Source organism: Staphylococcus pseudoxylosus, from assembly GCF_003697915.1.
Taxonomy (GTDB): domain Bacteria; phylum Bacillota; class Bacilli; order Staphylococcales; family Staphylococcaceae; genus Staphylococcus; species Staphylococcus pseudoxylosus.
In genome coordinates this window covers 1-13,679 of record NZ_RCVN01000012.1, presented here as the reverse complement: position 1 = coordinate 13,679, position 13,679 = coordinate 1, and the positions used below count along the sequence as shown (strand labels likewise).

Sequence of the window (13,679 nt, the reverse complement as noted above, 5' to 3'; positions counted from 1 at the left end):
AATTGGTTGTACTTAGTGTAACGTTTATTTTGTATTCTGAACACATATTAAATTGAAGGTAGGCGTTCAGAGATGAAAAGAGATAAAGTATATATTACTTTTATATTAAGTGTGGGTAATTTATGAATAACAAAAAAACAAGAATAAAAGTCTTTTTTGCTTTCATGATTACTATATTTTTGTGGGCTTCAGCATTTCCTATGATAAAAGTAGCATTATATGATTTTAAAGCAGAAAATTTATCTGCATTAAGACTAATGCTTGCGAGTATAATCCTTCTAGTTATAGCAATAATTAAAAAAGTCTCATTACCAGTATTTAAAGATATTCCTATCATATTGGTTTTAGGCTTTTGTGGGTTTACTGTATATCATACAGCATTAAGTTATGGAGAATATTACGTAAGTGCTGGTGTTGCGAGTCTAATTGTCTCGACTACACCAATATTTGCGACACTTTTAGCTACTTATTTCTTAAGAGAAAAATTTTCTAAAATAGCATGGTTAGGTTCAATTATTGCATTCGTTGGAGTAGCATTTATATCGTTGGGGAATGATGTGACATTACATGCTATGATTGTAGGTATTATTTTAGTATTAGTAGCTTCCATAGGAGAAAGTATATATTTTACTTTTCAATCTAGTTATTTAGAAAGATATGGATTTATACCATTTACTATTTACACTATTATCGCTGGTACATTGTTCACTGTGATATTTTTACCTGATGCATTTACTGAATTGCAAAATGCGAGTGTGGTATCAATCTTATCTGTTTTCTATCTAGGTGCATTTCCAACAGTTATCCCATACATTGCTTTAGCATATACCATAAATAAAGTGGGGGTTTCCGATGCTACAATGGCTCTTTACTTAACTCCAGCAGTTTCTCTTATTTTGGCGTTTTTTATACTTGGAGAGGTTCCTAATATTGTAGCTATCATAGGTGGCGTTATTACATTAATAGGTGTCACTATAACTACTAATCAATCGAATGAATACATGTGAAATTTAATTTTGAAGTATTAACAGTTAAGAGACTTTCTTGTTAATACTTCAATTTTGTAAAAGATTTAAATTCTAGTTTGTTATTCTAGAACTTTTATATATAAATATAGGTTTCTATTTTATTTACAAAGCTAGTAGATGACCGAAATGGAAATGAATAGTTATTATGCATTTCAGTTAAGCTGAATATTTTATATCAAGTTTTTTAATTTTCTGAGTGTCTTTACTGAAGTTAGGTCAGTTCTATAAATATATTTTAGTGCAAATCGTTCCCTTTCGTACTACTAATGTTTATTTTTAGATTAAATTATTGAAATTAATATCTGATTTGGTTATGGTTCTAACTGCATAATTGCTCCAAAGTGTTGTTGGCAAGTAGTAAAAGATACAAATGCTATCAATTCACTTATTTCTGAAGGAGTTAGATGATCTTTCAATATTTTAATAGCATAATCAGGGATTGCATTTCCTAAAGTGAGATATACTTCTACAAAACCAATACAAATGGCTGATTTTTCATCAGTTAATTCATGGTTTGGTTTTCCTTTGGCTTTACAGTATTTGCAACCATTCTTTTGAGCTAGCATTCTGCGTAATTCTTCTTTTAAGGCTTGAGATAATAAACCTTCCTTTTCTAATGATTTACTAAGGTTATTCCAGTTATACATAATTTCCTTGTTATAACCTAATAATTTTTGGAAAGGTGTTTCACCGCAAGCAGACAATTCAATTATAGACATAGATATTCCTCCTTTAACTTAGTTAATTTTATGATACTTATAAATTTAATTGCATATTAAAAATTAGGTATAATGTAAATATTATTACTAAATTGAAGGGGATTATATAAATGGACTTAACAGATAGAAAAATCTTAAAAACTTTAAAAGAAGATAGTAAAGTTTCTCTAAATTATATTAGTAATGAAGTTAACCTTTCAACGCCTTCGGTGCGAGAAAGAATAAATAAATTGAAAGATGTAGGTGTTATAAACAAATATACAATTGAAATTGATTATAAAACGTTAGGATATGACATTGAAGTCATAATAGAGATAGTGATTAAAAATAATTTATATAAAGATTTTAAGCTGTATATAGCAGAACAAGATAATGTGGCATTTTGTTATAGGATTTCCGGGGAAAGTTGTTTTATTTTTAAAGTAAGATTTAAAAGCATGATAGGTGTAGAAAGTTTTGTCGATAGTATACAAAAGTATGGTCATACTAAGACACATTTTATATTTTCAAAAACAATTTAAAATAAAGCATGTGGCATAAATATATGATCCACATGCTTTTATTGTTTTAAATGTCATCTAAAGTAATGCTAAAGGTTTTGACATACACAGCATTTCCAGAAATTTTTATATCATAATCATCAGTATGAGTTGTCACTTCAACCTTCACTTTACCATCCCTTTCTATTTCTTGACCTTGTTCGATGAGTAGCGTTAATGGGTTAGATACCCTCTGCCTCTGTTTTATATATTTAATGTAATATGCGCCCATTACACCGGATGCGGTACCTGTGACTGGGTCTTCTTTAGTACCTGAAAAGGGTGAGGAAAAATGTCTTGCATGCATATCAGTGTTGAAATGATGCGTTTCCATACAGAATGGATGAATCGAAATGTGTGGCATTTCTTTCAATAATGAAGGAAATAGTTCATTATCTGGATTCAATTTTTCACAAACTTTAAGGTTTTTAACCGGGGTAATAAGTGTCCAAACACCTGTGCTTCCATAAACAATAGGTAATTTATCGTCGAAATCGCTTGTTTCTATACCCAAAGCATTAGCTAAATCAACCTTAGAACCAGAGAATGTTTTAAACTGAGGTGAGGCTTGTTGCATAGTAATATATACATCATCACTTGAATTATCAATTTTTATTGGTAATACACCAGCGTTTGTTTCGATTGTAAAGTCTGTTTTATTCTGTAATAAACCTCTAGTTTTTAATGCGTAAAGCGTTGCAATAGTTGCATGACCACACAGGTTCATTTCATGACCTGGCGTAAAAAATCGTATGCTTAAATCAGCTTTATTAGATTTAAGTGGAAAAGCAGTTTCATTGAATCCAACTTTTAAGGCAATTGCCTGCATTTCTTCAACTTTTAAGTCATCACCACATAATACGACACCCGCTGGATTACCTCTATTTGCTTTAGTGCTAAAAGCGTCATAGTGATAGACTTGTATAGATTTTGTCATTGAATCACTCCTATATGTAACAAACTCATACTTAATGTTGTTGATAAACTCATTTGATGTTACATCTAATTTATCAAAGTTTATAACCTAGGTAAAAAATGATTATTAAAATAACTCTACTTATAATCATGTTTAACCCAAAATATTATTCTGTCTACCCGTTATTATTTAATAATGTTACATATTTTTGTTTTTTTTAATTACAAAAAGATTTAAAAATTTACATAATCTATCATTCCTCCTCGTTAAGCAATATTATGAAAATATTCATTATTTAAGGGGGATGTCAATGATATCTAAAAGTGAAATGAAAGCGCTTACTATAGATGAGGTAGAAAAAGATGGCCGAATCTGGTCGAAATTAACACATATGAAGGTAGGGGTTATACCTTTACCTCTCTATATAACATTAGCAGTAATCATATTTATTGCCTCTGTTTACAATGCGTTACCGGCTGATATGATCGGTGGTTTTGCGATCATTATGATTTTAGGGGTACTGTTTGGTGATTTAGGAATGAAAATTCCTATTTTAAAAGATATAGGGGGTCCTGCAATTTTAGCTTTATTACTTCCATCTACTTTAGTATTTTTAGGTGTGTTTAATACAGCTTCGATGAACGCCGTTACAACGTTAATGAAAACATCAAACTTCTTATATTTTTATATTTCATGTCTCGTTGTCGGTAGTATTTTAGGAATGAAGAGTAAAGTTTTAATACAGGGATTTGCCCGTATGTTTATTCCGTTAATTGTAGGTACTTTAACAGCAGTTATTGTTGGATTACTTGTAGGTATGTTATTTGGTTATGAAATTAAACATACATTATTTTATATTATTGTACCTATTATTGGGGGAGGAATTGGAGAAGGCATTTTACCTTTATCAATAGCATATTCATCAATTTTAGGGGAATCTGCTGAATCCTTTGTTGCACAAATGATACCAGCAGCCGTTATCGGTAATATTATAGCAGTAGTGACAGCTGGATTAATGATGAGACTAGGTGAAAAGAAAAAGTCATTATCTGGAAACGGGACATTGGTAAAGGCATCTGATGATAAAGAGATGGCAGCTGATGCAAACGACGATAATAAGAAAGTAGATTTTTCACTTATGGGAGCAGGATTATTAATAGCCTGTACATTCTTTATTTTTGGTGATCTTGCGCACAAGTTTATTGGTATTCCAGGACCCGTTATTATGATTCTATTGGCTACATTGATTAAATGTTTACAATTAATGCCAACTAAAATGGAACAAGGTGCACACCAGCTATACAAATTTATATCGACAAGTTTGACTTGGCCACTTATGGTTGGCCTAGGCATGTTGTATATACCATTAGAGGAAGTTGTTAAGATTGTTTCACCTGCATATATTGTGATTTGTGCATCAGTGGTTATAACGATGATTGGCTCAGGATTTTTTGTCGGTAAATTGATGAAAATGTATCCAGTTGATGCTGCGATTGTTACAGGATGTCATAGTGGCTTGGGTGGCACAGGTGATGTTGCAATTTTATCAGCATCAAAACGTATGTCATTAATGCCGTTTGCACAAGTAGCAACAAGATTAGGTGGTGTATCAACAGTAATAGCAGCAACATTCTTAATGAAATTATTAAGCTAGTAATAATGCACTCACTACTATTTGTAAATAAAAGACGAAATAACAATTAATTAAGGGAGTAGAAATACATGACTATAAAAAACTATAAAGCTGAATCTATAGAGCTTCATAAAAAACATGCAGGGAAATTGGAAATTAATAGTAAAGTAGATGTGAATACGCAAGAAGATTTAAGCACAGTATACACACCTGGTGTTTCTGAAGTATGTAATGTAATTGCTGAAGATGAAGAAAAGGTAAATACATTGACGTCTAGAGGTAATATGATTGGTATTGTTTCAGATGGGACAGCAGTTTTGGGGTTAGGTGATATTGGACCTAAAGCTGCGATACCGGTCATGGAAGGAAAGAGTATATTATTCAAAAAGTTTGCAGATTTAGATGCATTTCCTATTTGTTTAGATACTAAAGATACTGAAGAAATTGTTAATATTATAAAAGCACTGCAACCTAATTTTGCAGGAATAAATTTAGAAGATATTGCAGCACCTCGCTGTTTTGAAATTGAAAAAAGATTAAAAGAATCACTAGATATCCCTGTTTTTCATGACGATCAACATGGAACAGCTATTGTTGTACTTGCTGCATTAATTAATGCCTTAAAAGTAGTTGAGAAAGAAGATTATGAAGTACAAATAGTGATTAATGGAGCAGGGTCAGCAGGTATTGCCATTGCACAATTATTATTAAGTGCTGGATATAAAGATATCGTATTATTAAGTATTGAAGGCGTAGTTTGTCAAGGCGAGACATGGATGAATGATGCACAAAAAGCCATTGCTGAAGTGACTAATTTAACGCAAAAACGCGGTGGTTTAGAGGATGTGATCCAAGAGGCAGATGTGTTCATAGGTGTTTCAGCACCTAATGTTTTAAATGAAAATCACGTTAAAGAAATGAGCGATCAGCCAATTATCTTTGCATTAGCCAATCCAATACCTGAAATTTTTCCAGAGGAAGCTATTGCTGCGGGCGCTGCTGTTGTAGGAACTGGACGTTCTGATTATCCAAATCAAATCAATAATTTACTAGCGTTCCCTGGTATCTTTAGAGGCATTTTAAATGCGCGTAAGCAGCATATTACGACTGAAATGAAAGTAGCTGCTGCACAGGGTATTGCAAATGTTATTTCTGAAAGTGAATTAAGTAAAGACTATGTAATTCCACATGCATTAAATTCAGAAGTGGTAACAACGGTAGCCAATGCAGTGGAAAAATCAGCTTTGGAAACAGTCTATAAATAAATTGATTTAAATGAAGTGGATGATTGATAGAGTCAATAACTGTAACTGATTTTTAAACCTATCAAAGTTACCGATATTAAAAATTCTATTTCTTATAAATGCTGTTGAGAGCATTCTAAATCGTATAATAAATGAGGTCGATATGAGTCGAGGATAGTGTTTCTGTCCTGAAATCATGTCGACTTTTTTATTTAAAATGGGCTAATTGTTATAGAAATCATAATAATAAAATAGAAAAGCATTTGCAAAAGAAACAATATATAGCTACACCGAACAATATGAAATCTACATAATAAATGTTAACATTAAAGGTATTATAGTTAACAATAAGGTGATGAAAATGCAAATATTAAAAAATATTGAAAGGTACGCGCAATATCAACCATACGATTGTGCACTTCAATTTGATGCAGAACTTATAAGTTATAAGGCGTTGCAAGCACGCATAGTAGCGATTGTAGAACAATTACATGATATTCCTGAAAATCAATGTGTTGCACTTACGATGAACAATCCGATGTCTACAGTATTGTATTATTTGGCTTTAATCAAAAAAGGGTGCATACCTTGTGTTATGGATTTTCGATGGACTCAAGAGCAAGTAAACAAGCTCATAGAAAAATACGATATTGCATATCTTATAAATAATGATTTAAAGGTCATATTATTTAAACAAGTAGAAAAAAATACTACAGAGATAGATGATATATTACATATTGGTTTTACTTCTGGAACGACAGGTCTGCCTAAAGCATATTATAGAAATGAGTTGTCATGGCTATATTCATATGAAGAAACTGAAAAATTAATGGAAGATGAAATAGATACTATGATTGCACCAGGGCCGCTATCACATTCTTTATCTTTATTTGTGTGCATCTTTGCTTTGTATAGTGGTCGCAAATTTATTGGGCAGCAACAATTTAATGCAAAAATATTAATGAATAGAATGCAAACAGACAAAACAATACAGCATTGCGCTTTATTTGTAGTTCCTACAATGTTAGATACTTGTGTTACCTGGAAGAGTTCTGTGCAACAAATGATATATATATTTACGACTGGAGATAAGTTGCAACATCGTTTAAGAGATAGTGTAGCAATACATTTTCCTAACGCTACATTAATAGAGTTCTTTGGAACTTCGGAGGCAAGTTTTATTAGTTATAACTATAATAATGATGCACCTAGCCATTCTGTAGGCAAACTGTTTCCTAATGTTGCAATCAATCTCGACCAAGTTGATGAACGTGGTATTGGTAAATTAAAAGTTAAGAGTAATATGGTCTTTAGTGGGTATATTGGGGAACCACTTCCAAGTGATTACTGGATAGAAATTGGTGATTTTGCATCATTAAATTCAGAAGGTTACTTATATTTACATGGACGTCAACATGATCGAATGATTATTGGAGGTCGAAATGTTTACCCAAGTGAAATAGAACATTTTGCTCAAAATTTTAAAGAATTCAATGAAGTATTAGTCATTAGTGAGCCTCATTCAAAATTTGGCGAAATCGCTGTATTGCTTTATACGGGTGAGCGTCAAGTGAAGTATCGTGAGTTTAAATGTTTTTTAACTCAATATTTGGCTCGTTATCAGGTGCCATCAAAGTTAGTGAAAGTAAGTGAAATGCATTATACACAAAGTGCTAAAATTGCACGTAAATATATGAGAAATCTTTATTTAAAGGGTGAGTTAAAATAATGAATGAAGCGGTTATAGTCGCAGCGAAACGAACGCCATTTGGTAAATATGGTGGGAAATTAAAGCATTTAGAACCAGAAGTATTATTAAAACCATTATTTGAGCATTTTAATGCACAATATGCAGATATAATGACAGAAATTGATGATGTTATTTTGGGTAATGTGGTCGGAAATGGTGGCAATATTGCTAGAAAAGCTTTACTTGAAGCTGGATTGAATCAAAATATTCCTGGTCTTACATTAGATAGGCAATGTGGTTCTGGATTAGAAGCAGTGATACATGCATGTCGAATGGTTCAAGTAGGTGCGGGATCCATATATATTGCTGGTGGTGTAGAAAGTACAAGCCGAGCACCATGGAAGATTAAAAGGCCGCAATCCGTCTATGACACGCAGTTACCAGAATTTTTTGAACGTGCGTCTTTTGCACCAGATAGCCAAGATCCATCGATGATTGAAGCTGCTGAAAATGTAGCGCAAACATATCATATATCAAGAAATGATCAGGATGCATTTGCGTGTGAAAGTCATAAAAAGACAATTATGGCATATAAACAAAAGCAAATTAATCAAGAAATTGTATCGTTAGAAGTGAAAGGTGAAATTTTTGACAGAGACGAAAGCATTAAAGAAAGAATGGATGAACGCACGTTAAATCGTTTGAAACCATTATTAGCTGATGGAACTATCACTGCAGGAAATTGTTGTATGAAGAACGACGGCGCAGTAGTATTATTAGTTATGAATAAAACAACGGCTGAAGCTTATGGTTTACAAGAGGGTTTAACTTTTAAAGATGGTATTACAGTGGGAGTTGATCCTACTTTACTTGGAATTGGTCCAGTACCTGCGGTTAACACATTACTTAAGAGAAATAAACATACCATAGGTGAACTAGACGCTATAGAATTAAACGAAGCATTTGCATCTCAAGTATTAGCAAGTCAAAGAGAGTTAGGTATATCACTAGATAAGTTGAATAGATATGGTGGGGCAATTGCTGCAGGGCATCCATATGGTGCAAGCGGCGCAGCATTGGTTACACGTTTGTTTTATATGAAAGATTACTATAGAACGATTGCAACTATGGGGATTGGAGGTGGCATGGGAAATGCTGCATTATTTGAACGATGGTCATGAAGTTAGAGAAGTTATATTTAGTGATAAAGAAGTGAATATTTATAAGCAACTATTTGGAGAAGCGCTAACTCATACAGTCCCGCCCCTTTTATGCGCAAAACTTTGGCCAGAGTTCACTTTGTTTCAAAAATTTACAGAAAAAGAAATTTTACTTAAAGAAACCGAGGTTACTCAAATACAACCTCTCAGTGTAAATGAATATTATTTAGCACATATGTATATCGTTGGATGTAAGAAAGTTCGTCAATATACGAAGTATATAGTCAAATTAGAAATTAATAAAAATAAATATAAATGTATATCTATTACGCAAACTTTTTTGGAGTGTATTTAAAATGTTTGAGCTAAATTTAGAACAAGTAAGAGAATATTTAACATTAATTAATGATCATAATCCAGTACATAAGCAAATTGTTCCTGGTCAAATGGTAGTTCAAATAGCGCTTACAAAAGCAAAAGTGAATTGGTCATCTTACAAAGTGAAGTATGTTGAATCTATTGAAATATCAGAAGTTATTAAAGTTAAAATTGAAAAACCTAATAAATTAATTATTTTAAATAAAAATGACGAAATAAAAATACACATAACGAAAAAATGAGTTTCCATCTTTACTTAATGGAACTCATTTTTTATTTTGTTATAAGTTTTATAGGTGCAAAAAATAAATAGCGTAGTATACATTTTTTGCATAAAAATAAAGAAAAAAGTGATTAAAAGGTTGAGGTCAGTTTGACAATATTCATTAACTACGTATAATTGTATAACATGTTAAAGGGAGTGGACATATTCATGGATTATGAAAAGGATTTTGATAAAAGTAGTATAAATAAGGTTGATCCCAAAACTGCTAAAAAAACTGTGTTTGCCACAGGTATCGGAAACGCAATGGAATGGTTTGACTTTGGTTTATATTCTTATTTAGCGGTGATACTCGGACAAAACTTCTTCAGTTCGGTAGAAAATGATCAACTCAAAACAATATTTACCTTTGCAACATTTGCAATCGCGTTCTTACTTAGACCAGTCGGTGGTATTATCTTCGGCATGATTGGAGATAAATACGGTAGGAAAGTAGTATTAACAACAACTATTATTATGATGGCGTTCTCGACGCTACTCATAGGTATATTACCTACATATGATCAAATTGGTGTTTGGGCTCCAATACTACTCTTATTAGGTAGAGTGTTACAAGGATTTTCAACGGGTGGAGAATATGCAGGCGCAATGGTATATATAGCAGAATCTTCGCCAGATAGAAAACGAAATACGCTTGGTTCTGGACTTGAAATTGGTACATTATCAGGTTATATTGCTGCATCAGTATTAAGTGGATTACTCTTCTTCTTTTTAAATGATGATCAAATGGCTTCGTGGGGTTGGAGAATTCCATTTATCTTAGGCTTATTCTTAGGTATCTTTGGTTTTTATTTAAGAAGAAAACTAGAAGAATCTCCAGTATACGAAAATGAACTTGCAGATAAACCGAAAAGAGATAACATTGGTTTCTTGACCATTATTAGATATTATTATAAAGATATTATTGTATGTTTTGTTGCAGTTGCGTTCTTTAACTGTACCAATTATATGGTAACTTCATATATGCCATCATATTTACAACAAATTATTAAATTAGATAGTACAACAGTATCTGTTTTAATTACAGTGGTTATGGCAGTGATGATTCCATTAGCATTAATGTTTGGTCGACTTGCTGATAGAATTGGTGAGAAAAATGTATTTTTAATTGGATTGATTGGTACTGCAGTGTTTAGTATTGCTGCTTTTTCACTTTTCCAAACAACGTCAATTATTTTCATTATCGTTGGTATCTTTATCCTAGGTTTCTTCTTATCAACATATGAAGGAACTATGCCAGGTTCGTTACCAACTATGTTCTATACACATATTAGATACAGAACTTTAGCTGTCACGTTTAATGTATCAGTATCTTTATTTGGTGGGACGACACCATTAATCGCGTCTTCACTTGTAGCGAAAACAGGGGATCCATTATCACCGGCTTATTATTTAACAGCCGTGAGTATTGTGGGTATTATCGTTATTTCGTTATTACATGTGAGTACAGCAGGGAAATCACTTAAAGGTTCTTACCCTAATGTCGAAAGTGACGAAGAATATGAATATTATAAGGATAACCCTGATAAAGCATTGTGGTGGACGAAAGATAAGCGCGTGTAATTAAAAATTTCAAATATATTTAAAAGAGGGACAGAAATCAATTTTTTACAAAATAATTTCTGTCCTTTCTATGAACTATGACGAGGAATGAAATAGTTTTTGATGAGAGAAACACTCGAGTTAATTCTTATGTGCAAGCATCATTAATTCAATAAACGGATTGCAAGGGCTAAAAATACTTACGTTCATGTCAGGCATTTACTGTCTATATGATTAAACAGTTCCAGACATTCAATGTCCAGGACTGTTTTTTTATGTTATCTTAAGGTTAATTGAGAAAACTTAGGAGGATGAATATGGCTGTTACAGTAGAACAGTATTGGAAAAAATTTATTGAAGCATTTCCAGAATATAAAGGTGTGAAATTTGAAGCATGGTCTTTTGGTGTTGATGAAGATGAATTAGCTAAATTAGTAAAACAAGGTGAGAAAACTGCAACGACAAGCGGTTATGAATCTTATAAAGTTGAAGAGGAACCACTCCCTAAAGTAGGAGAGGTTAGTGTCATCTTAAATGAAAAAGGTCATCCTCAATGTGTAATTCAAACAACACGCGTTTATCAAACTACTTTTAATGAAGTAACTGAACATCATGCGTACTTAGAAGGCGAAGGTGACAAGTCGCTAGCATACTGGCGTAAAGCACATGTAGATTTCTTTAAGCCGTATTATGAGTCTTTAGGATTGGAGTTTAATGAATCAATGGTCGTAGTATGTGAAGAATTTAAATTGCTATATGTATAAAAATAGTGGTACATAAGTTAGAACTGCTTCGAGGTTGCTCTCCAAGCAAACAAAGGGGACAATCTTTGCCTAACTATGTACCACTTAGGGTGAGTGTTTATAGGGTTGTGTGTGTTCAAAGTGTGTATAAGGGGACAACTTATACATGCTTTGCTTTTTTAACTTCATATTTCTTAAAGGGGAGTTAATTGTATATCTTAAATTCTGAATTCTTCATATTGCATTTTCTGCAAAGTCTTCGATGTATAGAAAATGTACTTAATAACTTAACTTCATGTTATCAACATCATTTTCAAGTAGAGAGAGTAACTTATATAATTCATTCATGTTGAAATTTTCATCGAATTTAACAGAAATTGTTTTGAAAGTCTTGGTGATAATTTCATATATTGGGTTACCATTTTCAAAAGCTTGTTTGTAAATAATCATGTTGTGATTCCCTCCTTTATCTCTCTACACTTAATATATTAATAGAAAAACAAAGTAAATACATGAGTCTACAGTATCAACTTTTTATCAGACTAATGTCGTATATTATTTGAATATTTAAATAATAGCGCGTGTTTAAAGTAGTTTTATAGGTTGTTTGAAGTTTGTATTATATAGTTGTTCATAACCCATTTTTTCAAAACTTTCCATAATATATAAAGAAAACACACCTCATTGTAAGCATGCTTTTGAGGTGTGTTTCTGTCTCTCATTTATTTAAACTTCTGTAACTTCTACATCAATGTGTTCAACGCGGTTAAATGCACCGTGATCAACTGGACCAACGAAGTCATTCATTTTCCAACCATTTTTAATTGCTGAAGCAACAAATGCTTTTGCAGCGATAACAGCGTCTTTAGGTGATTTACCATTTGCTAAGTATGCAGTAGTAGCTGCTGCGAATGTGCAGCCAGCACCGTGGTTATAACTTTGTTGGAACATATCTGTTGTTAATTGATAGAACTGTTTGTCATCAAAGTAAAGGTCGTATGATTTGTCTTGGTCTAATGCTTTACCACCTTTAATAATAACGTGTGCTGCACCTTGTTGGTGAATAATTTCGGCGGCTTTTTTCATATCATCTATTGATTTTAAAGTACCTAAATTGGCAAGTTGACCAGCTTCAAATAAGTTTGGTGTTACAACAGTAGCTTTTGGTAATAAATATTCTACCATTGCGTCTGTGTTACCTGGATTCAGTACCTCGTTTTCTCCTTTACATACCATTACTGGATCTACAACAAAATAGTCTGCACCAGATTCAACGAATGCTTCGCCGGCACGTTTGATAATTTCTTGTGTACCTAGCATTCCTGTTTTCACTGCATCTGGACCAATTGAAATTGCTGTTTCTAATTGTTTTTCAAATACATCAAATGGAATTGGTGTTACATCATGTGACCATGTTTTTTCATCCATTGTTACGATTGAAGTTAGGGCTACAATGCCGTATGTGTTTAATTCCTGGAAGGTTTTTAAATCAGCTTGCATGCCTGCTCCAGCACTAGTATCTGAACCGGCAATCGTTAATGTTTTTTTCAATGCCATTAAATTTCACTCCTAAATATCTTTTGCACTTATCATACCATGTTTAACAGGTATTCTAAATAATGAGGTGTTGATAAAGGAGGCTTTGAGAAGCTTGTAAGGTTTTAAAAGGATTTACGTAAGTGAGGGTCGTTAAATTAATAAACCAAGCAAACACCTGAGCATAAGCTCAAGTGTAAGACCCACTAATTTTGCTAAAGCAAAAAAGTGGAGAAGGCTCTCGATACCGAGAAAGCATAGAGGAGCA

General features: G+C 32.6%; 14 protein-coding genes. 10 read left to right on the top strand and 4 right to left on the bottom strand.

Annotated features, from left to right (window positions below):
* Window positions 1–122 precede the first annotated feature (122 nt).
* Complete coding sequence (locus D9V42_RS11040; protein ID WP_122064956.1) at window positions 123–1,007, top strand: DMT family transporter; 885 nt, start codon at window positions 123–125, stop codon at window positions 1,005–1,007.
* 332 nt (window positions 1,008–1,339) lie between these two features.
* On the opposite strand, the gene D9V42_RS11035 is transcribed toward D9V42_RS11040, so the two are convergent.
* Complete coding sequence (locus D9V42_RS11035; protein ID WP_122064954.1) at window positions 1,340–1,747, bottom strand: carboxymuconolactone decarboxylase family protein; 408 nt, start codon at window positions 1,745–1,747, stop codon at window positions 1,340–1,342.
* Window positions 1,748–1,857: 110 nt separating this feature from the next.
* Between D9V42_RS11035 and D9V42_RS11030 the strand changes: the two genes are divergently transcribed.
* On the top strand, window positions 1,858–2,268 hold the full coding sequence (locus D9V42_RS11030; RefSeq protein ID WP_069793979.1) for an Lrp/AsnC family transcriptional regulator: 411 nt from the start codon (window positions 1,858–1,860) through the stop codon (window positions 2,266–2,268).
* Window positions 2,269–2,314: 46 nt separating this feature from the next.
* Here D9V42_RS11030 and D9V42_RS11025 read toward each other — a convergent pair whose 3' ends face one another.
* Window positions 2,315–3,223, bottom strand: coding sequence for a PhzF family phenazine biosynthesis isomerase (locus D9V42_RS11025; protein ID WP_107554941.1), 909 nt, complete (start codon window positions 3,221–3,223; stop codon window positions 2,315–2,317).
* A gap of 289 nt (window positions 3,224–3,512) precedes the next feature.
* On the opposite strand from D9V42_RS11025, the gene D9V42_RS11020 reads away from it, so the two are divergent.
* The 8 genes from D9V42_RS11020 (at window position 3,513) to D9V42_RS10985 (ending at window position 11,896) form a co-directional block, all read left to right on the top strand.
* Window positions 3,513–4,856: a 2-hydroxycarboxylate transporter family protein gene (locus D9V42_RS11020; protein ID WP_107554942.1), complete on the top strand. Its 1,344-nt coding sequence runs from the start codon at window positions 3,513–3,515 to the stop codon at window positions 4,854–4,856.
* A 68-nt stretch (window positions 4,857–4,924) separates the two neighbouring features.
* Entirely contained in the window at window positions 4,925–6,100 is a 1,176-nt protein-coding gene (locus tag D9V42_RS11015) for an NAD(P)-dependent malic enzyme (RefSeq protein WP_107554943.1), read from the top strand.
* Window positions 6,101–6,440: 340 nt separating this feature from the next.
* On the top strand, window positions 6,441–7,808 hold the full coding sequence (locus D9V42_RS11010) for an AMP-binding protein (protein WP_122064952.1): 1,368 nt from the start codon (window positions 6,441–6,443) through the stop codon (window positions 7,806–7,808).
* Complete coding sequence (locus tag D9V42_RS11005; protein ID WP_107554945.1) at window positions 7,808–8,950, top strand: thiolase family protein; 1,143 nt, start codon at window positions 7,808–7,810, stop codon at window positions 8,948–8,950. The genes D9V42_RS11010 and D9V42_RS11005 overlap by 1 nt, the downstream gene beginning before the upstream one ends.
* A complete protein-coding gene (locus D9V42_RS11000; RefSeq protein WP_107554946.1) occupies window positions 8,922–9,284 on the top strand; it encodes a hypothetical protein in 363 nt (120 codons plus the stop codon). Before D9V42_RS11005 ends, D9V42_RS11000 begins: the two co-directional genes overlap by 29 nt.
* Window position 9,285: 1 nt before the next feature.
* A complete protein-coding gene (locus D9V42_RS10995) occupies window positions 9,286–9,549 on the top strand; it encodes a hypothetical protein (protein WP_107554947.1) in 264 nt (87 codons plus the stop codon).
* A gap of 191 nt (window positions 9,550–9,740) precedes the next feature.
* Window positions 9,741–11,153 (top strand): MFS transporter, encoded by a 1,413-nt coding sequence (locus D9V42_RS10990; RefSeq protein ID WP_107554948.1) that lies wholly within the window; start codon window positions 9,741–9,743, stop codon window positions 11,151–11,153.
* Window positions 11,154–11,449: 296 nt separating this feature from the next.
* Window positions 11,450–11,896, top strand: a complete 447-nt coding sequence (locus D9V42_RS10985; RefSeq protein ID WP_122064950.1) for an ASCH domain-containing protein — start codon at window positions 11,450–11,452, stop codon at window positions 11,894–11,896.
* Window positions 11,897–12,154: 258 nt separating this feature from the next.
* On the opposite strand, the gene vraX is transcribed toward D9V42_RS10985, so the two are convergent.
* Together vraX and thiD are read right to left on the bottom strand one after the other, a co-directional pair.
* On the bottom strand, window positions 12,155–12,325 hold the full coding sequence (vraX, locus tag D9V42_RS15130) for a C1q-binding complement inhibitor VraX (protein ID WP_017723548.1): 171 nt from the start codon (window positions 12,323–12,325) through the stop codon (window positions 12,155–12,157).
* 276 nt (window positions 12,326–12,601) lie between these two features.
* On the bottom strand, window positions 12,602–13,432 hold the full coding sequence (gene thiD / locus D9V42_RS10980; protein WP_122064948.1) for a bifunctional hydroxymethylpyrimidine kinase/phosphomethylpyrimidine kinase: 831 nt from the start codon (window positions 13,430–13,432) through the stop codon (window positions 12,602–12,604).
* Window positions 13,433–13,679 lie beyond the last annotated feature (247 nt).

Excerpts from the sequence above, each read along its gene's own strand:
- D9V42_RS11040 (WP_122064956.1), top strand. The coding sequence starts at position 123 with ATGAATAACAAAAAAACAAGAATAAAAGTCTTTTTTGCTTTCATGATT.
- D9V42_RS11035 (WP_122064954.1), bottom strand. The coding sequence starts at position 1,747 with ATGTCTATAATTGAATTGTCTGCTTGCGGTGAAACACCTTTCCAAAAA.
- D9V42_RS11030 (WP_069793979.1), top strand. The coding sequence starts at position 1,858 with ATGGACTTAACAGATAGAAAAATCTTAAAAACTTTAAAAGAAGATAGT.
- D9V42_RS11025 (WP_107554941.1), bottom strand. The coding sequence starts at position 3,223 with ATGACAAAATCTATACAAGTCTATCACTATGACGCTTTTAGCACTAAA.
- D9V42_RS11020 (WP_107554942.1), top strand. The coding sequence starts at position 3,513 with ATGATATCTAAAAGTGAAATGAAAGCGCTTACTATAGATGAGGTAGAA.
- D9V42_RS11015 (WP_107554943.1), top strand. The coding sequence starts at position 4,925 with ATGACTATAAAAAACTATAAAGCTGAATCTATAGAGCTTCATAAAAAA.
- D9V42_RS11010 (WP_122064952.1), top strand. The coding sequence starts at position 6,441 with ATGCAAATATTAAAAAATATTGAAAGGTACGCGCAATATCAACCATAC.
- D9V42_RS11005 (WP_107554945.1), top strand. The coding sequence starts at position 7,808 with ATGAATGAAGCGGTTATAGTCGCAGCGAAACGAACGCCATTTGGTAAA.
- D9V42_RS11000 (WP_107554946.1), top strand. The coding sequence starts at position 8,922 with ATGCTGCATTATTTGAACGATGGTCATGAAGTTAGAGAAGTTATATTT.
- D9V42_RS10995 (WP_107554947.1), top strand. The coding sequence starts at position 9,286 with ATGTTTGAGCTAAATTTAGAACAAGTAAGAGAATATTTAACATTAATT.
- D9V42_RS10990 (WP_107554948.1), top strand. The coding sequence starts at position 9,741 with ATGGATTATGAAAAGGATTTTGATAAAAGTAGTATAAATAAGGTTGAT.
- D9V42_RS10985 (WP_122064950.1), top strand. The coding sequence starts at position 11,450 with ATGGCTGTTACAGTAGAACAGTATTGGAAAAAATTTATTGAAGCATTT.
- vraX (WP_017723548.1), bottom strand. The coding sequence starts at position 12,325 with ATGATTATTTACAAACAAGCTTTTGAAAATGGTAACCCAATATATGAA.
- thiD (WP_122064948.1), bottom strand. The coding sequence starts at position 13,432 with ATGGCATTGAAAAAAACATTAACGATTGCCGGTTCAGATACTAGTGCT.